At 41.0% G+C, this 23,142-nt stretch carries 14 protein-coding genes; 7 read left to right on the forward strand and 7 right to left on the reverse strand.

Going from position 1 to position 23,142, the window contains the following annotated elements; all coding sequences use genetic code 11:
• Positions 1 to 497: 497 nt before the first annotated feature.
• From IPI59_07765 to IPI59_07775, 3 genes are all read right to left on the reverse strand, one after another.
• A complete protein-coding gene (locus IPI59_07765; GenBank protein MBK7527431.1) occupies positions 498 to 2,837 on the reverse strand; it encodes a VCBS repeat-containing protein in 2,340 nt (779 codons plus the stop codon).
• A gap of 202 nt (positions 2,838 to 3,039) precedes the next feature.
• On the reverse strand, positions 3,040 to 4,713 hold the full coding sequence (locus IPI59_07770) for an amidohydrolase (GenBank protein MBK7527432.1): 1,674 nt from the start codon (positions 4,711 to 4,713) through the stop codon (positions 3,040 to 3,042).
• Positions 4,714 to 4,916: 203 nt separating this feature from the next.
• Positions 4,917 to 5,294, reverse strand: coding sequence for a carboxypeptidase regulatory-like domain-containing protein (locus IPI59_07775; protein MBK7527433.1), 378 nt, complete (start codon positions 5,292 to 5,294; stop codon positions 4,917 to 4,919).
• Between the two features lie 454 nt (positions 5,295 to 5,748).
• On the opposite strand from IPI59_07775, the gene IPI59_07780 reads away from it, so the two are divergent.
• Positions 5,749 to 7,440 (forward strand): S8 family serine peptidase, encoded by a 1,692-nt coding sequence (locus IPI59_07780; protein MBK7527434.1) that lies wholly within the window; start codon positions 5,749 to 5,751, stop codon positions 7,438 to 7,440.
• 207 nt (positions 7,441 to 7,647) lie between these two features.
• On the opposite strand, the gene IPI59_07785 is transcribed toward IPI59_07780, so the two are convergent.
• Positions 7,648 to 8,361, reverse strand: a complete 714-nt coding sequence (locus IPI59_07785) for an IS982 family transposase (protein MBK7527435.1) — start codon at positions 8,359 to 8,361, stop codon at positions 7,648 to 7,650.
• A 392-nt stretch (positions 8,362 to 8,753) separates the two neighbouring features.
• Here IPI59_07785 and IPI59_07790 point away from each other — a divergent pair, with 392 nt between their 5' ends.
• The 3 genes from IPI59_07790 to IPI59_07800 all read left to right on the forward strand — a co-directional run bounded on the left by IPI59_07790 (position 8,754) and on the right by IPI59_07800 (position 15,485).
• Positions 8,754 to 10,940: a hypothetical protein gene (locus tag IPI59_07790; protein MBK7527436.1), complete on the forward strand. Its 2,187-nt coding sequence runs from the start codon at positions 8,754 to 8,756 to the stop codon at positions 10,938 to 10,940.
• A gap of 432 nt (positions 10,941 to 11,372) precedes the next feature.
• A complete protein-coding gene (locus IPI59_07795; GenBank protein ID MBK7527437.1) occupies positions 11,373 to 14,141 on the forward strand; it encodes a carboxypeptidase-like regulatory domain-containing protein in 2,769 nt (922 codons plus the stop codon).
• Positions 14,142 to 14,186: 45 nt separating this feature from the next.
• Positions 14,187 to 15,485, forward strand: a complete 1,299-nt coding sequence (locus IPI59_07800) for a T9SS C-terminal target domain-containing protein (GenBank protein MBK7527438.1) — start codon at positions 14,187 to 14,189, stop codon at positions 15,483 to 15,485.
• Between the two features lie 216 nt (positions 15,486 to 15,701).
• On the opposite strand, the gene IPI59_07805 is transcribed toward IPI59_07800, so the two are convergent.
• Complete coding sequence (locus IPI59_07805; GenBank protein ID MBK7527439.1) at positions 15,702 to 16,298, reverse strand: rhodanese-like domain-containing protein; 597 nt, start codon at positions 16,296 to 16,298, stop codon at positions 15,702 to 15,704.
• Between the two features lie 604 nt (positions 16,299 to 16,902).
• On the opposite strand from IPI59_07805, the gene IPI59_07810 reads away from it, so the two are divergent.
• Positions 16,903 to 18,219, forward strand: coding sequence for a hypothetical protein (locus tag IPI59_07810; protein ID MBK7527440.1), 1,317 nt, complete (start codon positions 16,903 to 16,905; stop codon positions 18,217 to 18,219).
• A 57-nt stretch (positions 18,220 to 18,276) separates the two neighbouring features.
• Positions 18,277 to 18,834, forward strand: coding sequence for a hypothetical protein (locus IPI59_07815; protein MBK7527441.1), 558 nt, complete (start codon positions 18,277 to 18,279; stop codon positions 18,832 to 18,834).
• A 216-nt stretch (positions 18,835 to 19,050) separates the two neighbouring features.
• Here the strand turns inward: IPI59_07815 and IPI59_07820 are convergent, their stop codons facing one another.
• On the reverse strand, positions 19,051 to 21,315 hold the full coding sequence (locus IPI59_07820; GenBank protein MBK7527442.1) for a T9SS type A sorting domain-containing protein: 2,265 nt from the start codon (positions 21,313 to 21,315) through the stop codon (positions 19,051 to 19,053).
• 309 nt (positions 21,316 to 21,624) lie between these two features.
• Between IPI59_07820 and IPI59_07825 the strand changes: the two genes are divergently transcribed.
• The gene (locus tag IPI59_07825) at positions 21,625 to 21,840 is read left to right on the forward strand and encodes a hypothetical protein (GenBank protein ID MBK7527443.1); all 216 of its coding nucleotides are present in this window, start codon (positions 21,625 to 21,627) and stop codon (positions 21,838 to 21,840) included.
• A 190-nt stretch (positions 21,841 to 22,030) separates the two neighbouring features.
• On the opposite strand, the gene IPI59_07830 is transcribed toward IPI59_07825, so the two are convergent.
• Positions 22,031 to 23,140 carry a DNA replication/repair protein RecF gene (locus tag IPI59_07830; GenBank protein ID MBK7527444.1) on the reverse strand — a complete coding sequence of 370 codons (1,110 nt, stop codon included), beginning with the start codon at positions 23,138 to 23,140 and terminating at the stop codon, positions 22,031 to 22,033.
• Positions 23,141 to 23,142 lie beyond the last annotated feature (2 nt).

The following is a 23,142-nucleotide window of genomic DNA, read 5'->3' on the forward strand; positions in this document are numbered from 1 at the left end:
TTTGAGTTTTAAAGAAGGCAAGTAACGGCTTTTGACTATCAGTTTGCCCAATTTGCCCAATTGCATATATCATTGCGTATTTTACGGCTGTTTCGCGTTCAATTTTAAGGGCGTCTAATAATTGCGTTTGCGAGGTAGTATCTTTTATGGCGGCCAAGGCCATAGCAGCCGTTTGCCGGTAAATAGGTTTGCGGTGTTGTAAAAATGGCAATACTTTTGAGCTGTTGCGTTGGTCTTGCCACTGGTATAATTGCTGTAATTCCGGATTACTCATTAACTGTTTATACCATTTGTTAAAATCATAGGTATTTTTTCCGTATGTACCATTGTGTACCAGCAACAGTATCAGAATTACTATTTTATTAAGGTATTGCATAGATACAAAATATAAAAATCTAAAAATAAAGGACGAAATTACAAATTAAATGAAAATTTGTAATCAGTCGATAAAAATAAAACCAGTGTAAAAGTAAGGCTAATTTTTAGCAGCAAACTGCCTATTTTTTGCTGATTACAACACCTTTGCCCACCGCTACTTGTTGTTGATGGGTAAAACTTATAGTGTAAATACCTGTGGGCAAATAATTGGCCTTAATTTGAGCAGCCTGATTTACTTCTAATTCTGTTATGGTCATTTGCCCTTGTTGGCACACCTGCCCTTGCACATTTGTAACGGTATAAAAAACGGGCGCATTGGGATTAGAAGAATAAAAACCTGCCGGTAACTGTACATGCCAGCTATCTGTGATGCTATTAACCGGATTAGGCCATAAATTTATTTTGATATACGAACTGTTTTCATCCGGATAGATACTGTTGCCATTATGATTGTTTTCCGGAGTATTTATACCAACCGGAAAAAGCATTTCGCGCCAAATTAGCCCACCGCGCTGTGTGCCAATCACTATATCTAAAAGGCCATCATTATCAACATCAGCAATTGCGGGGTTTGCCCGATTTAGCCCTTTAAGGTCGGCAAAATTATTAGTAACAAGGTTAAAAGCTGCCCCATCAAAAATATGCGTTTCAATATTATCGTACAACAGAATTTTTCCGGCTTCGTTACCTACTGCCAACAACCACTTCCCAGCCCAGTCAAATAAAAACGGAACGGCAAAACCGCTAAAACTACCTGCCGACTTAACATCTACTTTGCCCCAAAATTTGGTTGTTTGTTTAAACTCGGGTTGTGTTTTTGTACCAATATTGCGCCAAAACTCTAAGCCACCGCTATGGTGCCCCATTACCAAATCTAAAAGGCCATCTTTATCAACGTCAACCAATTGCGGACTATTGCTTTGAAAAACATCAATACCCTGCCCTTGTAAATACTCGCCGTTGGGTGCTAAACTAAATTTGGAAATCCCATCGAGGGTTGGGTTGTTTAAAAATAAATGCACGTAGCCTTCTTTGTCGCCCAGCAGCAAATCCTGGTCGCCGTCGTCGTCAATATCGCCAAAACATGGTTTAAGGTCTGCATGTGGCAGGGCAAACTGGTTTTGAATATTCAGGTAATTGCGGGTTATAAGCTGGTAAGCAGGCTGGGTAGGTGTTCCTACGTTTTGTAACAAAGCAAGTTGCGAAATATACTCGTCTGCATCTTGCCCTGAGTAGCCAAGGTTGCCCACTAAAATATCTAAGAGGCCATCGCTGTTGTGGTCAAAAAATGCCGGATGCGCCACTCTACTAAAATCAAGGGTTTGGTTTACCAAAAAAGTGTCGGTTTCAAATTTAAAAACAGGGCTAAGGTCATCGGCAGTATTGCGGTACATCCATGCGCACTCAAAATGTTCGCCCTGAACAGCGGCATTGGGCGAGGCTAAAAAATCGCGGTCGCCGTCGTTGTCTATATCAGCTAAAAAAGTTGCGGGGAAGGTGCGCAAAATACAAGCCTTGTCGTTTGCCGGAAAAACGGTATCTTGTTTGGTAATTAAGGCCTGCGTGGGCGTGCCGCCGTTAAAGGCCAATACTACATTGTTGCGACTAAGGTCGCCCAACAGCAAATCCATATCGCCATCATTATCAGCGTCAAAAGTGGTTAAGGTTGAGCCTGCATGAACACCGCCGCTGCTGCTGCTACTGGTTTTTCCGGATGGGGCAGGTGGCGGCGGAAGCCCTCCGCAGTCGTTAAGTTTTAAGCTCGAGTAGAATTCGCTTTCATAAAACTCACCCCAACATTTGGTATTTTTAATAAAAATGGGCATTTGGTTTGGCTCGGCGGTATTTTCGTACCAATCAACATACCCCCCCCCCGACTCGAAGGTTAAAATATCTAAATCACCATCTCCGTCAATATCGTTAATATCCGGAAAATCGTAGCTTGCTACAAACAGTGTCTGCTTGTCGGGCAAAAAACTAAGGGCTTGGTTTTCGAGGGTAAATGCTAGGTGGTTTTGTGCATCGTAATAGCCTTTGTACAATATAATACCTTCGTTATTGTTGTTGGCAAAAATATCGGCAATGCCATCGTTGTTGTAATCGCGCAGCAGTACCCAATTAACTAAATCCGGAAAATTGGTTGCCAACTGAGGTGCGTGGGTATAGTTAATTTCGTTGGCAATTCCGGCATTTTGAAGGGTAATTATGGTATTATCGCCCCGGTCAAAAATAAATAAATCGTTAGTGCCATCGTTGTTTAAATCGGCCTCCGAAAATTGCGGGTTGTTAAGCCCCCCTACCCAAGGCAGGTTTAAAGTGTTACCCCAAGCAGTAACTGGTATATTGTTTACCGGCTGGCAACTGTATTGCGGCGGTATTTGCGCCCATGCAGACCAGTTTATTAAATTAAAACTAATGTAAACTAAACAAAACAATGGTAATTTAGTAAATACGGACATAGCTAACTAATTATTTAATGGTTATTGGTAATTTATGGCAATAATAAGAAACCGGCGTCAAATAAACAAATTTGCCCTGCAAAAATACCTAACAACAGGCAAACAACCAAAACAGACAGCAGTATGGGTAAAGCACCCTTAAATTTATTTCATCGATTTATTAATCAGGCTAAAATTACATTTGTAACTTTAAAACATTCCTCTATTGACTCCAAACTATTTGCCCGTCAATAACAGTATGCACTACTTTGGCAAGCAAAATTTCGGGTGCAGGACAGGTCATAATATCGCGGTCAAGTACAACAAAATCGGCGGTTTTGCCTGGCACCAGACTTCCGGTATTGGTTTCGGCAAATGCGGCATAGGCAGCCCAATGTGTCATGGCCATAAGTGCCTGGTTGCGTGTAAGGCGTTGCTTGGGCATAAACCCATTCAAAGGCCATTGGTTAGCATCTTGGCGGGTAACGGCGGCATAAAAGCCAAGCAGTGGGTTAATACCCTCAATAGGAAAATCGCTGCCGGCGGCCACCCTGCCTGTTTGTGCCAACAAAGTATTAAAAGCATAAGCCATTTGCAGTCGTTGGCTGCCCAAGCACTCGTGTACCCAATACATATCGCTGGTTGCATGGGTAGCCTGTATAGAGGGTATAAGGTTGTATTGGCCAAATAACGTAACATCTTCGGGGTGCAAAACCTGGCAATGCTCTACACGCCAACGCCGTTTGTTATTTCTTTTTAATACTTGGCTATAGGTTTGTAATACCTGCTTATTAGCTGCGTTGCCAATAGCGTGGGTCATAGTTTGTAAATTGGCAGCTTTATTTAGTTGGCATTCGGTTAAAAAATGGTTGTGGTCTAAAAATTGGAGGCCACAATTTTGTTCATCGTCTGTATAAGGTTGGGTAAGCCATGCCCCCCGCGAGCCTAAGGCCCCGTCGGCAAAATATTTTAATCCGGGCACTGTTAGCCGTTTGCCGTATTGTTGTGGCCCTGTTTGGCGCAAATTAGCAACAGCTTTTGTTTCGCGCGCATCTAAATAGGCATGTAAGCGTATATTAAGTTGCTTTTTGGCGTGCATTTTTGCTGCTAATTCAATTTGGTCTTGCTCGGCAACTGCTTCGTGAAGGGTAGTTAGGCCAACGCTAAAAAAATAATTTTCGGCTTGTGGCAATAAAGTTTCTAAAGCGTTGGTGGGGCTGGTTGATTTGGGCAAAGATTGTAGTACAAGATGCAAAGCACGGTCAATTAACAACCCGTTTGGCTGGCCTTTTTCGTCTAATACCACCAAGCCGTTTTCTACTTGGGTTTGAGCCGATATTTGTGCCAAATTAAGGGCTGTTTGATTGGCAACGGCTGCGTGTAAATCTATCCGGATAAGCAAAACAGGAATATCCGGAAAATGTGCATCGAGCAGGCTTTTATCCGGAAAATGTTTGCCTGGCCAACGATTTTGGTCCCAGCCTCGGCCAATAATGGCTAAAGTATTAGGGTTTTGCTGCTTATAAGTTTGGGTTCGGGTTATAACCTCGTGGTAGGTGTTGCAACCAGCTAAATTAACCTCGGCCAACGATTGGGCGTATTTAAAAGGGTGGCAATGGGCATCGTGAAAACCGGGGTAAATGGGTTTTCCTTGTGCGTCAATTTGGTGCTGCGCCTGACTAAAGGTATCGCGTATTTGGGTGGTATTGCCTACGGCAACAATTCGCCCCTTGTGTATGGCCAGGGCGCTTGCGGTGGGTTGTAATGGGTTGGCAGTGTAAATTAGGGCGTTGTACCAAATTTGGTCAATGGGGTGGGGGGGCATACGAGCGGCAATCTGTCTATAAAAACCTTTAATAGCCGACAAATTTACACCCTTAACTTCAAACGGCGGCAATTTGATGTTTTGTTTTTTTGAGCGCAATAAATCCGGAGGAATAGAATAGGAGGGAAAATATCCGGAAATAATCTTTTTTTATGGTGTTGTGGTAGGATTATAACGCCTTCATCAGCCATAATACCGCTATATTTCCTTGAGTTCAAAACCCCTGCCTAATCAAACTCAACAAATATTTGGGTTTGTTTGCCTGCCAATTTATATTATAATGTTGGCAAAACGGGGTCGGCGTGAGATGGTAGGTATAGCAGCAGGGTATCGGGGTTTAATTGCGCCGACATGCCAATATTAAGTAAAGTTACACTATTGCGCTGTACTTCAATATTTTTTACGATTTGGGTGGCATAACCAGGGTAAGATACTTCTATTTCGTACATGCCTGGTAGTAAATCGTTAAGTTGAAACATGCCGCTCATAGTGGCAACTTTACTGTAATTGCTCTGAAACTTAATTTTGGCATAGGCTAAAGGTAAACCTGTTTTGGCATCAATAATACGGCCTTGAATGTCGCCATTGCTTTGGGCAAGGCCAGCCAACGAAAACAATATACCTATAGTTAATGTAATAATAAATTTAGCCATAAATATTGTTAGATTCATCAACAAATTAACAATTCAGAAAAAGGGGATTGTAGTGGAATTTATAAAAATCACGCAGCAGTACACCTGAAACTAAGCAGGTAACTAATAAAACAGCACAAGGTAATACTATTTTAAAAAACAAAAAATATTTTTTGTGGTAAAGAATGAAAATAAATAGGCTTTTTTGTAAGATTTTATCTTGCTTAATATGTTTATAGAACTTAATTATTGTCTAAATAGTTGCTGTATAATGCAGTTTGGTTAAAAAAAGTTACATTTACACTAAAAAATCTTTTGCCTAACAGAAAGAAAAAATTAAAATTACCTTTGTTTTACCGTATAAGCCAAAGAAATAAACCAAATCAAAAAAGTTTGGCAAGCTTTTAGTACAAAAAACAAACTAAACATAGCCAGATAGCTATTTGTAAAGACCAATTTTAAATGTAAAAGCCCTATGATATTAAAATACGCCTCGATACTTTTTATTGTTTTATTATTTACTCCGGATATAATTTTTGCGCAAAAGCCATATACTAAATACTGGATTGCCTTTGCCGACAAACTAAACTCGCCTTACCATATTGACCAGCCACAGGCGTTTTTAACGGCCAAAGCTCTCGAAAGAAGGGCTAAATACAATATACCCGTTAACAATACCGATATTCCGGTAAATCTAACTTATATTGAAGCGATAAAAAATACCGGCGTAAAAGTTTTATATACTTCGCGCTGGATGAATGGCTGCGTCATTGCTACCCAAGACGAGATTGCATTAAACAAAATTAATCAGTTGCCTTTTGTTATAGCAAACGAAGGTGTTACCATGGTTGCCCCAGCACCTAAAAACGGTAAAAAACAAGAAACACAAACCATTACCGAGTTTGACCCCTTGCGCAACGAAACCTATTTTGGCGGCGCTCATTGGCAAACCCAAATGTTAAACGGCGATTACCTGCACGCACAAGGCTATACCGGAAAAGGTATGACCGTAGCCGTATTAGACGCGGGCTTTAATAATGCGCAAAATATGGAAATTTTTGAACACCTCTACAAAGAAAACCGCCTCTTAGGGGCTTACGATTTGGTGGACGGCGACAATGACCCTTATGGCGGAAGTAACCACGGCACCCAGGTACTAAGTATTATGGCGGGTAAAAAACCCGGAATTTTTGTAGGTGCCTGCCCCGATGCCAATTATTACCTCTTTAGAACCGAAGAAACAAGCTCCGAAACACGAATTGAAGAATATAACTGGTTAGCAGCCGCCGAAATTGCCGACAGCCTCGGGGTGGACGTATTTAATACTTCGTTGGGCTATACCGATTTCGATACTTTGACTATGAATTACAGCTACAATGACTTAGACGGAAACACAACTGTTATTGCCCGCGCCTCGGATATGGCCGCTTCAAAAGGTATATTGGTTGTAAATAGTGCCGGAAACTCCGGAAACTCCGATTGGTACTACCTAAACTCGCCCGCCGATGCCGATAGTATATTAACCGTAGGCGCAGTTGACTCGTTGGGCGTTTACGCAAATTTTAGCTCGCACGGGCCAACCTCCGATGGCCAAATAAAACCTAATGTTGTTGGGCAGGGCAAACGCACTTATTTAGTAAACCCAGACGGCAGTATGGCACGCTCAAATGGCACCTCTTTTTCATCGCCGTTGATAGCCGCGCTAAGTGCTTGTTTATGGCAGGCCAACCGCAACTTGAATAATATGGAAATTATTAAAATAATTGAACAAAGTGCCTCTAATTACGATAACCCCAATAACGATATTGGATACGGCCTGCCCGATTATTTTAAAGCATTACAATTGGCCAACAACCGCTATAAAGCTGTAGCAAGCCTAAATCAACAATTTCCGGCTAAAGTAAACAAAGCCATAGGGGTGGCCTATCCAAACCCAACCAATGGCAGCGAATTGTACCTGTTTTATCAGTCGCCGCGCTACGAAGTAATACAATTAGCCCTTTACGACAGCGCTGGCCGCTTAATTAGCCAACAAGAACATACCGTTTTAGAAGGCGTACCTTCTAATATTTCAATATTGGGATGGGATGGTGTTACACGTGGGCAATATGTTATAAAAGTACAAAACAGCCTTGAAGAATTAAATGTAAAAACTCAAAAATTATAAATAAACTTTTTTGATTCCATATCATCCATTGCAATCTTTAAAAGTTTAACAATCCGGGTATTTAATTAAAGCTAACGTGAGTTCGGAGATTTACTTAGTAAATTTTAGCAAGATCTACTTGAGGTTTATTGGGGTAAAACTGATAGGCTACCAAGCTAGCGACTATATGGACAAAAGCATTCTGTGGTTTTCTGTGTCTGGTATGTTCTAAGTCAAAACCGAGGTCAAAATATCATTAATGGCTTCAATCATAGGTCTTTTTTTCAATAAGAGCCTTTCTTCTAAGGACATTAGTCTGTTTTTCATATTCTTTTTGACTTTGGTAATTATTTTTAGTCCTTTTTCACAAAAGTTGTTCCATAAGGTAGTCAAATAGCCTTTATCGCCAAACAATGTGCCTGATATTTTCTCTAATAGCTTGTTTAAGAGGTCTTTACTATTGTCTGCCACCTGTCCTGTAGTCAAAGCAAAGTCCACGATTTGTCCTTTGTGATTGACTATCAGGTGGAGCTTAAAGCCGAAAAACCACCCCATAGAAGATTTTCCTTTCGAGGCGGTTTGAGCAAAAACTTTATGTTGCTTGGCTCGCAGCATGTCACAAACAGGTAGCGCTTTGGCATCTATGTAATAAATTCCTGTTTTTTCTGCTTGCTGGCAGGTTAATTTGGCTAAAATCGCCATAGGAAGAGCAACCCGTTCTATTAACTCTATAAAATAGTTGTAGGATGGGGCAGTAGGAAAATAGGTCTTTAAGTCATTCAAAACCAATGCTTTATAGTAATATTCAAAACATTTATAGCCCGAATAGTGGTAGAAAATCAGAATCGTAAGTATCTCACTTTCCGAAATTTTGGGCACACTACGAGGCCGTGGCATTGTTTTACCTTCGCTAAGCCAATGCTGAGCAACCCATTGTTGCATCAGCAAACAGGCATTATCTACAAAAAAAATAATTCAAATAACATGGACACATCAAATTTTGTATCTTTGGACTTCATAAAAACAGGGGTAGTATTTGTTTGCAGTTTTGGACACTACAAAGATAACTATGCTCCTGTTTTTATTCCTATCAACTATACTAATCCCCCTATTTTTTATAGCTTAGCTCCGAATTCACGTTAAAGCTATTATTTATTTTTACATGTTTTATGAGCATTATATTTGATGTTTAACAACATAGACTGCATAACCAAATAAATAAGATATTTGCTCAACGAGGGCTTTCTTATTTTGTGCTCAAATTACTACCTTGTGCGGTGAATTATTTTTTTTGCTTCAAATAATCAAAAGTGAAATAAAGTTATACCCAGAACATGCGCTTCTTTATTCTATTTACTTTATATGTACTTCTTTTCGAAGGGAGTTTTTCTATAGTATTTGCACAGGTTATTCCGGCTTCGCAAACAGTCGATTGGTCGGTTGCCGGCCATGTTGGGGCTTTCCCTGTGCCCCCAACAACCTTAAATGTAACCGCTTATGGCGCAGTAGGCAATGGCATAGCAGACGACACCCCCGCCATTCAGGCAGCTATTAATGCTTTGGGGGGCAATGCTGGATACGTTTATTTGCCGCAAGGTATTTACCGGATAACAACAACACTTAACCTTCCCTCCGGATGTATTTTGCGCGGCGATGGCGACCCGCTCACCAAACTGCGCTTCGATTTTGCCAACTCGGGCACAAACGGAATTGTTATGCAAGGCAGCCCATCGGGTAGTTTTGTTTCGTTGAGCAACAATGCAAACAAAGGCGATACCAATATTGAACTAACCGATGCCACCGGCTTTGCCGCCGGCGACTGGGCTGAGCTATTGCAAAACAACGGCACTTGGGATACCAACCCCGCAACCTGGGCCGATAACTCGGTAGGCCAAATTGTTAAAATAACAGCCACAAACGGCAATACCCTTAACTTACATCACGCCTTGCGTATTGGCTACGATACCGCCCTTAACGCCCGCATCCGGAAAATTAACCCAGCAACCGAAACAGGTATCGAATGTATGTATATTGAACGGGTTGCCGACCCAACTACAAGCGCATCGTACAATATTTTTATAGATTTTGCCTATAACTGCTGGGTACGCGGCGTTCACTCAAACAAAAGCATAGGCAGCCATGTAATGATAAGCGCTTCGTCAAATATTGAGGTTTCGGGGTCGTATTTTCATCATGGGTTTACCTATACCGGCAGCGGCACACGCGGCTACGGCGTTACTTTAATACACCACGCAGGCGAGTGCTTAATTACCAACAATATTTTTAAATATTTGCGCCACGCTATGATGGTTAAACAAGGCGCTAATGGCAACGTTTTTTCGTACAACTACTCGCGCGAGTGCAACCGAAGTGAGTTTCCTACCGATGGGTCGGGCGATATTCAACTGCATGGCCATTACCCATTTGCCAACCTTTTTGAACATAATTGGGTTGAATTTATGTGGATTGACGATTATTGGGGGCCATCGGGGCCAAATAATACCCAATTTAGAAACCGAGCCGTAAATTATGGCTTGCTTAATACCTCTGATATTACCGTTGAACAAAATTTTGTAGGCCTCGAAATTACAAATTCCGGATTTTTGAAAGGCATGTACACGCCCGGCTCCGGAAATTTTGAGTACGGCAATAATGTTAAAGGTAATCCCACTCCTGCCGGCACAGACGATTTAACCGACCAAAGCTATTATTTAAGCAGCCAACCTAATTTTTGGAATATTGCCGACCAGTGGCCATCTATAGGCTACCCTAACGCCATTGGCACAGGTACCATACCCGCCAAAGTGCGCTACGATGATGCTAATTTTACCGTATGCCCGCCCCTGCCCGAAGTCCTGCGCGCCGAGGTGCATTGTTGGCTGCAAGGCCCCTACAATAGCCTAACGCAAGAAATGAATATTCATTTAAATACTGGTGCATTAATACCCACCTTGCAACCGTTTAGCGGTAGCCCTTGGTTTTACAATGGCACCGAAACGGCAGCAATTATACCGCCAAACGCTGTTGATTGGGTGTTGGTAGAAGTGCGCGATGCTAATAACGCCTTTACAATTTTAGGCCAAAAAGCCGGATTTTTGCGCAAAGATGGGGTAATTATTGATCCGGATGGTGTAGAAGGCGTTTTGTTCGACAATTTATACGCCGGATACAGTTATTATATAGCCGTAAAAACACGCAATCATTTGGCTATTATCAGCAAAATGCCGGTAGCCCTGCCAAACACGGGGTTGCCCTTAAACTTGGGCAATGTCAATAACGTTAAAGGCGGTAGCAGCCAACTGCTGTTTTTAGGTGGCACCAAGTACGGCATGTTGTGCGGCGACCTAAATGCCGATGGCACAATTACCGTTGCCGATTATAATATTTACAACTCGCAGGCATCGTTAATTGGTGTGTACAAACCCGGCGACTGCAATATGGATAAAAACGTAACCGTTGCCGATTTTAACCTTTACAAAGCAAATGCCAGCAAAATAGGGCAGCCCGAAATTAAATATTAAACTCGTGTTGGTTCAAAAGTAGAACTGAAAGTAAAAAGACCACCTCCGGAAAATGCGTTTTATGCAGTCGGCAGGCATCAATCATCCGGATATCCGGAGCTATTTTCTGCTTGCTTGGGCAGTGTTATGTTTTAGACTGTTTGATCACTTTTTAAACAATCAAAATTTCGGGCAAAAAAGGTCTAAAAAGGTAGCTGTACCATCATAACGGTAAAATAGTCGTTAAAAAAAATCAAAAGCGGTGGTTTTACCATTTTTCTCAAAAAACCAATTTGTAGCATGCCATAATAAGTATTTGCATGATTTGCCAAGACCAAAATGTTGGCATAAGCCTCAAAAACTTAACCCTTGTGTAACCTTAATTTAACTTGGGCTTAACAGTTTAGTAATACCACGTCTATACCTTTGCAGCGTAATTTAAAGTTCAAAATTATGCCAAGCAAGTTGTTACTAATTTTTTCTATTTTTTTTATTTCACTTATAACTAAAGCACAAACAGGTAGTATTAGTGGTGCTGTTTTAGATGCAAAAACGAACGAAGGCCTCATTGGCGCTGTGGTGCGTATTGATGGGTCTCAGCAAGGGTCACAAGTTGACATAGATGGAAATTTTTTAATTAGCCAAGTAGCCGAAGGTGCTTACCAGTTGTCAATTTCATATATCTCGTATGCCACACAAAAGATAAAAGTAATAGTGGAAAACGGCAAAACCACACAAGTTCAACCCATTCTTTTGCTTGAAGAAAGTAAAATGATGGAGGAGATTGTGGTAAAAGCAACTAAAAGAACCCATACCGAAAATGCCATTTTAATAGAAAGTAAAAAGGCCGACCAAATTATCGTAGGAATATCAGCACAGCAAATTGCCAAAACCCAAGACCGTGATGCCGCGCAAGTGGTGCGTCGCGTGCCGGGTGTAAACATTGTTGACAACCGATTTGTGATGGTGCGCGGTTTAAACGAACGATATAATACCGTATTGCTGAACGATGCCCTAACGCCAAGCACCGAAATAGATGTGCGCTCGTTTAGCTTCGACTTAATACCTTCTAATACGATTGACCGAATGTTAATTTTCAAAACTGCCTCCGCTGAAAATTCGGGCGAGATGGCTGGCGGAATCATTAAAATTTATACCAAAAGCCGACCAGATGCAAACAGTACCCACTTTGGTTTTTCGATGGGTTACCGGAGCAGTACCAGTTTTGCCCAAGCCCTAACACACCAAGGTGGCAAATTAGAAATATTAGGCATTGAAAATGGTACGCGCGACTTGCCCGACAATTTTGCCCACCGCAGCATACTCAATGGCTCAAATCGTGAGGCCGCTAATGCACAGTTTCGCAGTTTAAACCCCTTCTTTGACGTGCGACAGCAACAAATTTTGCCCGATTTGCGCTTCAACGCAGGTTTATCGCGCTTAATCAAAATGGGCGATAAAACATTATTTAATGTTACCAGCGTCAACTATTCACTCACACATAGTTTGCCCCAAAATGCCCTACAAGAACGCTATGAGGGCATCAATAACAACGAACTTGCCTACCAATGGCGTGACAATGCATTTTCACAAACAGCACGCTTGGGTGCTATGTCTAATTTTAGCCTGCCATTAGGCGATAAAAGCCGATTAGAATTTCGCAATCTATTTAATCAAATGTCGGTTGGAGAAACACTTGTACGCAATGGCATTAACAACAACGAGCGAATTGCCTTTAAAAACTACGCCTTTCGCTACGAATCGCGAAGCATATACAGCGGACAACTGAGCGGTACACACGAGCTTGCAGACAACACCAATTTAACTTGGCTGGCAGGCTATGGCTATATCAATCGCTACGAGCCCGACTACCGCCGCCTAAGCACCAGTCGCAATGCCGATGCCAGCGACCAACCCTATAAAATAGATGTGCCTCCCGTTGCTAACCCTTCCCTTACACAAGCAGCTCGTTTTTGGTCGGCACTTAATGAGCACGCCCTTTCAATGGCTGTTAATATCGAACAACAAACAAAACTGGGGCATCGTGAACTAAAGTGGAGTGCAGGTGCATTCAGTGAATATAAAACACGTGATTTTAATGCACGCTGGTTTGGTTACATCAATCCACAAAACGCACAAATTATTGAGCAAGGCCCCGAAGTATTCTTTGACCCTCAAAATATTTCGGTCAATTCGGGCGGTGTTTCTATGCTTGAAGGCACTAATTACGACGACCACTATACCGCTCAAAACATACTAACAGCCGCCTACGCACGCGCTGTATTGCCCCTAAGCAATAAACTACAAGCAACCATAGGTATTAGATCCGAATTTAACCAACAGCAATTGCAAAGTCGTTTGCGTGGGTCGGGTGCCGATGTGCGTGTGAATAACCCCATTTTTTCGCCGCTGCCCAGTCTAAACCTCTGCTATCGTCTTAACGACAAACAACAATTTCGGGTAGCCTATGGCATGACCGTTAATCGCCCCGAATTTAGAGAGTTAGCCCCATTTAGCTATTACGATTTTAACCTCAATTTATCTAAAACAGGTAACCCCAATTTAAAAACTGCAACTATTCACAACGTCGATTTGCGCTACGAAATTTACCCTAACGAAGGGGAGCTAATCACCGTAGCTGCTTTTTACAAATATTTCATCAAACCTATCGAAATGGCAGGGCGGGCAGCAGGAAGCGGCACCTCGTTCTTTTTTACTAACCCCAACAGCGCACAAAGCGCTGGCGTTGAGATAGAACTGCGAAAAGTAATAAAAGGTGTACTCAACAACCGACTAACGGCGGTAGCCAATGCCTCGTTAATTTATAGTCGTGCCGATGCTACAAACTTAGAAGGACAACTTGCCCACCGACCCTTGCAGGGACAATCGCCCTATTTAGTTAATATAGGGTTATATTACAACGGTAACGGTTTTCAAGCTAATGTCTTGTATAATGTAGTTGGCAAACGCATTTTTGTAACAGGCGACCAATTAGGCAACCAAACTATTTACGAAATGCCGCGGCATGAATTAGACCTAAACTTGACAAAATCGATTGGCAAACTTGTTGAGTTTAAAATGGGTATAACAGATATACTCAATCAAGCATTTCGTTTTGTGACCGATGCCAATGCCGATGCCAAAATTGACAAGTCGGACAAAAACTGGCAAACGTTTAACAGAGGTGTACTTGTTAATGCAGGTATTAACTTTAAATTTTAAATTAAAACAAAAAATATAATGATCAAAAAGAATGTTTTATCCCTTATGGGAATGGCGATGCTATGCCTATTGTTGTTTAACACAGCTTGCGAAAAAGTTGATGACGGTGATAAAGAACTGCCCGCCGACTCGCTCGAAGTAGTTGATGTTAGCGGCACACTTTCGAGCACCACCACTTGGAAAGCCGATAAAAAGTATTTGCTCAAAGGTTTTGTGTATGTTGCCGCAGGTAGCACCTTAAACATCGAAGCGGGCACTATTATTAAAGGCGATAAAGACACCAAAGGGTCGCTTATAATTTTGCCCGGTGCCAAAATTATGGCCGAAGGCACGCCTCAAAAGCCTATCGTGTTTACGTCAAATCAGCCAAAAGGCGCACGCGGCTATGGCGATTGGGGTGGGCTAATTTTGCTGGGCAAAGCAGGTGTAAACAAATCTCCGGCTACCATCGAAGGCGAAAATCTTTCAACCTTTGGTGGCACAGACGACAACGACAACTCGGGCGTTTTGAAATACGTGCGAATCGAATTTGCAGGTGTTGCTTTTGAACCCGATAAGGAAATTAACGGCTTGACCCTCGGTGGTGTAGGACGCGGTACAACTATTGAGTATGTGCAGGTATCATATTCGGGCGATGACTCGTTCGAATGGTTCGGAGGAACAGTTAATGCCAAACACTTAATTGCCTTTCGCGGCTTAGACGACGATTTTGATACCGACAATGGTTATAGTGGCAATGTGCAATTTGGACTATCGCTTCGCGATCCTAATATTGCCGATCAATGCACTTGCTCATCTTCTAATGGCTTTGAGAGCGACAACGACGGTAGCGGTACTGCCGCCACTCCTCAAACCAATGCGCACTTTGCCAATATGAGCCTATTTGTTGCGCCAGGTAGTGTAAATGCCAAATACAACAACGGCGCACTTATTCGCCGTAACTCGGCACTTAGCCTCTACAATTCGGTTTGGGTAGGTGAATACCCCAAAGCTGGCTTAGAGTTAAATGGTACTGCTAGCCAAGACAATTTTATTAACAATGCCATTAGTTTAAAAGGTTTAGTGTTGAGTGGTATGACAAAACCAATTTTGAGTGCCGACAGCATCCGGTTTTATGCCACTGAAAACAATAACCAAGTGCTTGGTTTATCTGAATTGCAATTAGACGGTTCTTACAACACCCTCAATGCGCCTAAGCTATTGCCCCTTTTAGGTTCGCCACTCTTAAAAAACGCAGCAACTTTGCCCAGCGGCTTTGAAGCAGCAAATTATCGCGGCGCATTTGACACCGAAGACTGGACAACAACTTGGGCAAATTTTGACCCACAAAATGTAATATACTAAGAGCAAAAAAGCGCAAAGTCAAGTTGATTTTGCGCTTTTTTTTACCACTTGCTTCGAAAAGCATGAACGGATTTGGTATAATAGACAAAGTCAAAACCTTTTATGATTTTTGTGGTTAGAAAATATGGAACAGAATTCAAAACGGTACACTAATCGACAATTTTAAAAAGGATGAAATATCGTAGCGACCTTGACGGTGGCAATTGGTAGCAGCTACTATTTTACTTCTGTTCCTTCAAATTTTATTCTCTTATCGTTAATATTAACCAATTCGTCTAATTCGTATATATTTCTATAACCATATCCATAGAGGTTAATATAGGTTGGAATATTTAATGCTAGCATAATTGGTTTTCTGTTTGATAATATTTGAGTTTCTTTATCAGCTTCCGGAAGTGCTATTTTTGAAGCAAAATCAATTTGGTCGCCGTCAAAATTATTGTTACAATAAATTAATATTTTGGTGTTGGTATCCGGAATTAGTTTCCGAAGGTTTTCTTGTGTGAAATCGGTAAAACTTAAATGCAGCGATCCTTTTAGATGCTTTCTATAAAAACGAAAGTCAGAACGAGTATCTAAAATAATAACACTATCTTCTGTACTCATTTCCAAAAATGTGTCTAAGCTAATTAATCGTTCTTTTCTATGTTTTTCAACCTCGTTCACAAGATTTTTAAAATCATCGTAATTTACGAGCGCTTTGGGATATTCCTTTTGTTCATTCCTATTGTTTTTAAATTTTGTCATTTGGCAATACAGGTTGAAGGTTAAAAACGAAGCAACTAAAGCTAAAAATATTATTTTTGTTTTCATATCGAATATTTTTTATAGTAAAGATTCATAAAATTGCCTCTAATGGCAGCCGTTCTGAAAATTACCGTTTTTTACCGCCCAAAAAATAGTTAGTGCCCTATTTGCCTTGGGCGAAAACTGGTTGCAACAATACAACAAATAAAATTGAGAAAAAACTATACCTTTCATAGAAATTAATTACATAGATTTAAGAGAATAGTTTAAGAGACGGCAAGTTAGTAACATTTTTAATAAGTTGCGTTAAAATTAATCATGTTATAAAAAATGATTATCTTTGCGTTTGGCAAAACAACTTACGCAATATTATTTGACGATGCTGTCTTTCGTATAAGGTGATTGGTGTTTTGTTTGCCTTCTTGTTTGGCGCGCTTATTTGCTCAATTGTTAAACTTCATTGCTAATACGCTGCCCACGTATATTTTATATTTGGGTGTCAAACAAATATTTTTTGTTACTTATGTTGCGAAAAAGGCTTTATTTTGTGCGCTTAACAGTTTTAAACCAATAGAATAAAAATTTTTGCTCGTGAAAACGGCAGTCATATAATAAAAATACATTAACAGTCAAACAGTTATTTTGGCAAAAGAAATTCCTAATATAGCCTATGCAAAACAATATCTGTTTTACACCCCGCGGGTTTTGCAGCAACAACCCCCAAACAAAACTGATAAATAATTGGGTTTATTTTATTTTTAGGCAATTTGTCCGGAATCGCTTAGGCTTTGCCTTCGTACTATTGCTTTTTTTACTGGGTATTACTACTGCTAATGCCCAGGAAATTGGCGATATAGATGGCCTAATTTTTGACCCTGGCCCTACCGACAGTACAACCACTTCCTTAGCTCAAAAAGCGGTTCCTGAAACAAAAGCACTGATAAAATATTTGAAAGAACAAGAGCAAAAAGAAAAAAAATTTAATGGTATTACCCAATTTGGCTTTGCCGGCGATAAAACCGGTGCCACCTCACTTTACAAAATTAATGGAGGTATTGCAGTTAGCCGAGGCTACTACCCCGATAAATTTGAATTTGCTACCGACATGGGGTTAGTTATTAATAACGGTGTTTTTAGCGAAAACGTATCGAATGTGTTCATAACTTTTGACCATAGCCTGCCCACAGGCGATAGTCTTTTTCTTGAAAATTATATGGTTATGACCCGCTTTTCGGATGAGTTTTTAGGTATTGACCAACGCTATGAATTAGGGGGTGGATTTATTGTAGCCTTGTGGTCGAAAAAGTTGACTGCCACCGGCAAGTCTGAAATGAAACGATTACTTAAAACAAACTTAGCACGCCCACAACCTGACTCTGATAGTGTGCGAATTTGCATTGACGGCCAATGTGCCAATTTTAGGCAAACAAACCCCAATAGTGATGATGCCGAACTGCTCTATCGTGCCCATCAGCAAGCTAAGGTGGCATTGCGCAAAAAGTACAATAAATTCCGGTTAGCATTATTATCCGGATTAATTATTGAAGCCGAAAAAATAACAGCAACCGACACGCTCTATACTATTTTAGGCAAACAGCAATTTACCCAATCTTATGACGCTACATTGAAACTGCGTTGGGAAATGCGCCCCACTATAGATGTTAAACCTACAGATAAATGGTCTTTTAAAATACGCCCTTTCATTAAAATGCCTATGCCTTGGGAGTGGTACAGCACCGTAAACAGCCATGGTTTTACAAGTAAGGCCATAGATTACCGCCTCGATCTGTTAGCAAACCTTACTATTAAATTAGCTGATTGGAGCAATAAACAGGCTTCGTTAGATGTTCAATACCGGATTTTATACGACAATGCTCCACAGCGCAACTTTTTAGACCCCCTGCTTAGTACTGATGGACTTCCGTTGCTGTTGGCGGCACAAAAAACCCATCAAATAGTTCGGCTCATGTTTCAGGTAAAATTTTAAAATGATACAAATTTGTTTTCGCGCTTGTTTGAACAAGTTTTTAAAAATTACTATATTATGAGATTTTTACTTCAAATTTTATGCCTGTTCTTTGCCATATTTACAACTTTTTTGGGTTTGAGTTGTGGCAACAATTTTTTCCGGACGCAAACAAGCTCAACCGCTTTATGGCCCTACATAGCCGAGCCGGTCCTTGTGCGTTTATACACTTTCAATGAAAATTATCCGGAAGAAAACGAAACCCGAAGACCCGAATCGGCCATCATAGTAAACGGTATATTAAATGCCAAGGCTACCGAAGTGGGTCTCATAGAACAAACTGACGCAACAGCAATTTGCCGCGTTATTAGCCAAAGCTCAGATTTGGTAGCTATGGGGCTAAGCAAATGTTTTATTCCGCGTCATGGCTTGGTATGGTATAATCAACAAGGGCAACCAATAGCACATTTGTCGGTTTGTTTTGAGTGCGACCGTATAGATGCCGTTCCGCCGGTGCGCTACAAAAACACTAAGAATACCCAAATCGAGTGGAAAGAAAAAGACATTGCCAAAGCCGAAGCCGATATAAATGCAATAAAGGAAATAACAAGTAAATATACACCGGTAAAACGATAAATCTATTGGTTCTTCTTGAGGTGGTACTTGCGTTGGAGTTGGGAATGGCTTGCTATAATAGGGAGTAGCCTAAGCAGTTTTTGCCCTTTTTTGAAAAAAAGCCTCCGGATAATGCAGGAATTAAGCCAGCCTAAACGCATTATCCGGAGGTGTTTTTACTTACTAATGATGTAGAAGAAAATATTCGTAACTACAACATCGTAATCAATTTGTTATTTATTGTAGTACAAACTTTTTAACAAAGCGGTCGCCGTTGGCGGTGCGCATTTCGGCAAGGTACAAGCCTTTTGGCAGGTTGTTGGTTTGCCAGGTTATGGTTTGGGATTCGGGGGTTAAAAGGCCGTTGTACAACTGGGCAACAGTATTGCCGTTGGCGTTAAACAGGGTAATATTGGCTTGAACTTCGTTAGGGGCGCTAAAGGCAACAAGTAGTTGTTGGTTGCCGGGGTCGTTGTATAATTCAAAGGCGTTGCCCTGCTCGAAGCTTGTTTTTTGGCGGTCGCCGGTTAGGCATTTAACATAGTACCACTCTTCGGTAGATTTGGTAGGTATGGAGGAGTCGGTAATATAAACGTAATACCATCCGGAAGGAACTTTAGAAATACCGTGGGTATTACTTAGTGTTGAAACCGATAGCGGGCCATCTGTCCAAGTGCCGGGGCCTGTCCAATTAAAAGTATAGGGAGCTGTGCCGCCATCATTTAAGGTTACTACTACGCCGCCTTCGAATATTTTTTTGGTGGTGCAGTTGTCGTCATAAATATTGTACGATTCAATGTCGAAAATAGTAATACCGCCGTCAATATCTTGGTTGCTAATTACCACTTCGCAACCAACGGCGTCGGTTATGGTAACACTCCAGGTTGCTGTTTTGCTGTAAATAATGCTAAATTCGGGCTTACCGTTTGTTGAACCGTCGCTGCCAAAAAATGTCCATTTTACAAAACCAGTGTTGTTCCATTGAAATTTGTAGGGTTCGGCGCCGCCAATTACATCAATAAATCCTTTGTTTAGGGTAAAGGGGTTTCCGGGGTCGCCGCCTTGCGTATCGGGGATATAGTTAATTTGAACCTCATCGCAGTTACAAGTAGCGGTTGCGATGCCGGTTTCTTCACTGCATAGTTGAATTTGCCCGCCGGGTAAATAAATTTTGTAGCCGTAAGTAATTGTACTATCCGGAATTGCTTTTGGCGGGAAAATGCTTTCGTAAAAGCCATCTAAATTTTTATCGTATTTAACAATGGCGTTAGGGCATTGCGATTTTATGCGGGTGCTGCAGTTATTGGGTTCTTGCACTTCTAAATCCGGATAAACATTTACCGTAATATCGCCCAAGTTAAGGTCGTAGTTTTCGCCTAACTCATTGGTACATCTAACACGGGGTCTGTAAACATATTGGGTTACTGCACAGCCTCCTGTTTGGTAGGCAATGGGTATTGTTGGGTCGTCTCCCTCGCTCCAGTCTAATACAAAATTTTCGCCTACTAAAATACCTAAGAGGTAGGTAATTTCTTGATAGGTGGGTATTGGTGGGTTTGGGCTTAGTGTGGCGAGGTCGCCTTCGCAAATATTTACGGTGTTATCGGCGGTGCCATATAAATTTGTGCAGCATACATTTATCATACCGCCTAAGTCGCCAATATTTTGTTCAACCAAAACGGTGGGCTTTATCCAATCGTTTACGTCAAGGTCAAAGGTATGTATAAACCCGTCGGCATAGTCGGGGCATTCATAGTTAGCTGTCGAAACCACAACGCGGCTATCAATAAACTGTAATCCGGTGGCTAAAAAAGTAGTTTCAGTTAATAAAGTTAAACTTCCGTTGGTGGTATCAACCTGAAAGAAGCCTCCGTTATTGTATAATTCGCAGTCGTAAATACTGGCAGCAGTAACCCAATAGAGGTCGCCTGCGGCATTAAAGGCAAGGTCGCCATCGGTTATATTTTGAGTTATGCCAAATAAATTTAATTTAATACTGTGAATAATGCAGCCCGTTACCGGCGATACGGCATGAATTTGGAAATAAGGGTAGCCTATTATATATAACAAACTGTCGTTGGGGTTGTAGGCCATGCCTTGTACATCGTACACATCGCTATTGGTGCAAAGCATAAAGCCGCAATCGGTTGAGGTTGTGCAGGTAGTGCTAATAGGTGTTGATATTGGCTCGCCTGTTTGGTCGTCAATATTAATGTATTGTAGTTCTGATAGTTCTTCGTTCCAAAAATAGACGCGGTCGTCGTCGTAGTTTCCGCCAAAGTCGGCAATATAGGCAGTGGCGTTGCTTGAGTTTACTAACTGGTCGTCAAAATTATTGGTGCTTAAATCGTGGTTGGCAACGGTTATATAGTCGCCGCTATTATTAACCGCTACCAAATAGCCACATTGGGCATATAAATTGAATGTGGTGCCGCCCATGCCAATTAGTAGTAAACACACGGCTGGCGCAATGAATAAATGGAAGAAAGTAGGCCTTTTCATAAAAAATTTATTTATATATGTTAGTTTTGGAAATTTATATTGCGATAAAATACAAAAGTAACTTGTTTTATTAATAAACACAAAAAAGCTTTTTCACCTATAATTATATTTATTTTTAAAATAACTGTAAAATTGCATTTTATATAACTCGTATGGCTTCTGCATATTAAACCTAAACCCGCAGTATTTTAACAAGTGACAGATGGCTATATTTGATTAATTTAATTAAAAAAATGTCTTATTTTTGCCCTCGAATTTTTTCTCAATTAGAATCAACTAAGTACTAAATAGTATAAAAATTTAAATTACATGAACCTTGCTAAAGCCTTTGCCGCCATTTTAACCGGATTTGGCATTTTATTACTTATTTTTTCGTGTTTGGTGTTTATGGGTGTGGTAAAATTACAAAACAACACGCAATGGTATTCGTTAGCACCATTTTTTTTAGGTATTATTTTTATGGTTGGTGGCATTACCCTTTTTAGGTATTTATTAGGCAGTAGCAGCAACAGGGGCGGCAGATAACTTTATAGAAGTCAGCTTCCTTTATAATAACCTTAATTTACAAATTTTGGGTTAATTAAATGTGCAACGTGCGTGTACTTGTTTTGCTTAACTGCTGCGGATAGATAATTGCCATAAATGAAAGCAGCAACAAAATTAATTAAGGCTTTTTCCGGATTTATTATTGAGCATTTTTGCCTATTTGTTCCTATTACAATTTAACAATTTTTCCTTGCTCAACGCTAAGCAACAAACCATCGAGCGACAAGGTTTTAATTAATGCTTGTAAACGCTGGTGTTGCGTGTCGGTAATAAAAACCTGCCCAAACGCGCTGCTTACCGCTATTTTTAATAGTTGTTCGGAGCGTTTTGGGTCTAATTTGTCAAAAATATCGTCGAGTAGTAATAGCGGCTTTAGGTGTAATTCGGCGCACAGCAAATCATAAACGGCCAATTTTACGGCTACTAAAAACGATTTTTGCTGCCCTTGCGAGCCGTATTTTTTTAAGGCGTAGTCTTTGTTGTTTAGGGTAAAAAGCAAATCGTCTCGGTGTATGCCCTCGGTGGTGCGCTGCCATTGAATATCGCGGGTGCGGTTTTGGGCCAAAATAACATCTAAAGAGGTTTGGTGTAATGCCGACTGGTAATGGCATTGCACCGTTTCTGCATCATTGCTCAATGTTTGGTAATGGTGCTGTATTAAGGGCTGCAATTTTTGCACGTAATTCTTTCGAAATTCGTAGATAGCTGTGCCAATCGGCATTAATTGGGCATCGTAGGTGTTTAGTAAGGCATAATCGTTAGGTTTGAGGCTGCCCGACTGTTTGAGCAAAGCATTGCGTTGGGCTAAAATTTTTTCGTATCGCATTAATGCTTGTAGGTGCGCCGGGCTTATTTGCGAAAAAACCTGATTAAGCAATCGTCTTCTTTCTTCGCTTCCCTCTTTTACTACTGCAATATCGTCGGGGGCAATAACCACTAAGGGTAAAAATCCCACATGCTCTGCTAATCGGGTATAAGGCAACCCATTGCGCGATACCTCTTTTTTGCGGATTGCCGAGTAGGTTGCAATAATCTGCTCGGGTTGTTGATGCCGAATAAAATGCCCTTCTATCCGGAAAAAATCTGTTTCGTGCCGGACGAGGTGCTGGTCAAAACTCGAAAAATAGCTTTTGCCCATACACAAATAATAGACAGCATCTAAAAAATTAGTTTTACCCATGCCGTTGGCACCCACCAAAATGTTTAGCTTGGGATGCAAATTTACTTGCACCGACTCGTAATTTTTAAAATTTGTAAGCGTAATTTGACTTAAATACATAG

It is taken from the genome of Sphingobacteriales bacterium (assembly GCA_016706405.1).
In the GTDB taxonomy this organism is placed as follows: Bacteria; Bacteroidota; Bacteroidia; order Chitinophagales; family UBA2359; genus BJ6.

Excerpts from the sequence above, each read along its gene's own strand:
- IPI59_07765 (MBK7527431.1), bottom strand. The coding sequence starts at position 2,837 with ATGTCCGTATTTACTAAATTACCATTGTTTTGTTTAGTTTACATTAGT.
- IPI59_07775 (MBK7527433.1), bottom strand. The coding sequence starts at position 5,294 with ATGGCTAAATTTATTATTACATTAACTATAGGTATATTGTTTTCGTTG.
- IPI59_07780 (MBK7527434.1), top strand. The coding sequence starts at position 5,749 with ATGATATTAAAATACGCCTCGATACTTTTTATTGTTTTATTATTTACT.
- IPI59_07785 (MBK7527435.1), bottom strand. The coding sequence starts at position 8,361 with ATGCAACAATGGGTTGCTCAGCATTGGCTTAGCGAAGGTAAAACAATG.
- IPI59_07790 (MBK7527436.1), top strand. The coding sequence starts at position 8,754 with ATGCGCTTCTTTATTCTATTTACTTTATATGTACTTCTTTTCGAAGGG.
- IPI59_07795 (MBK7527437.1), top strand. The coding sequence starts at position 11,373 with ATGCCAAGCAAGTTGTTACTAATTTTTTCTATTTTTTTTATTTCACTT.
- IPI59_07800 (MBK7527438.1), top strand. The coding sequence starts at position 14,187 with ATGGGAATGGCGATGCTATGCCTATTGTTGTTTAACACAGCTTGCGAA.
- IPI59_07805 (MBK7527439.1), bottom strand. The coding sequence starts at position 16,298 with ATGAAAACAAAAATAATATTTTTAGCTTTAGTTGCTTCGTTTTTAACC.
- IPI59_07810 (MBK7527440.1), top strand. The coding sequence starts at position 16,903 with ATGCAAAACAATATCTGTTTTACACCCCGCGGGTTTTGCAGCAACAAC.
- IPI59_07815 (MBK7527441.1), top strand. The coding sequence starts at position 18,277 with ATGAGATTTTTACTTCAAATTTTATGCCTGTTCTTTGCCATATTTACA.
- IPI59_07820 (MBK7527442.1), bottom strand. The coding sequence starts at position 21,315 with ATGAAAAGGCCTACTTTCTTCCATTTATTCATTGCGCCAGCCGTGTGT.
- IPI59_07825 (MBK7527443.1), top strand. The coding sequence starts at position 21,625 with ATGAACCTTGCTAAAGCCTTTGCCGCCATTTTAACCGGATTTGGCATT.
- IPI59_07830 (MBK7527444.1), bottom strand. The coding sequence starts at position 23,140 with ATGTATTTAAGTCAAATTACGCTTACAAATTTTAAAAATTACGAGTCG.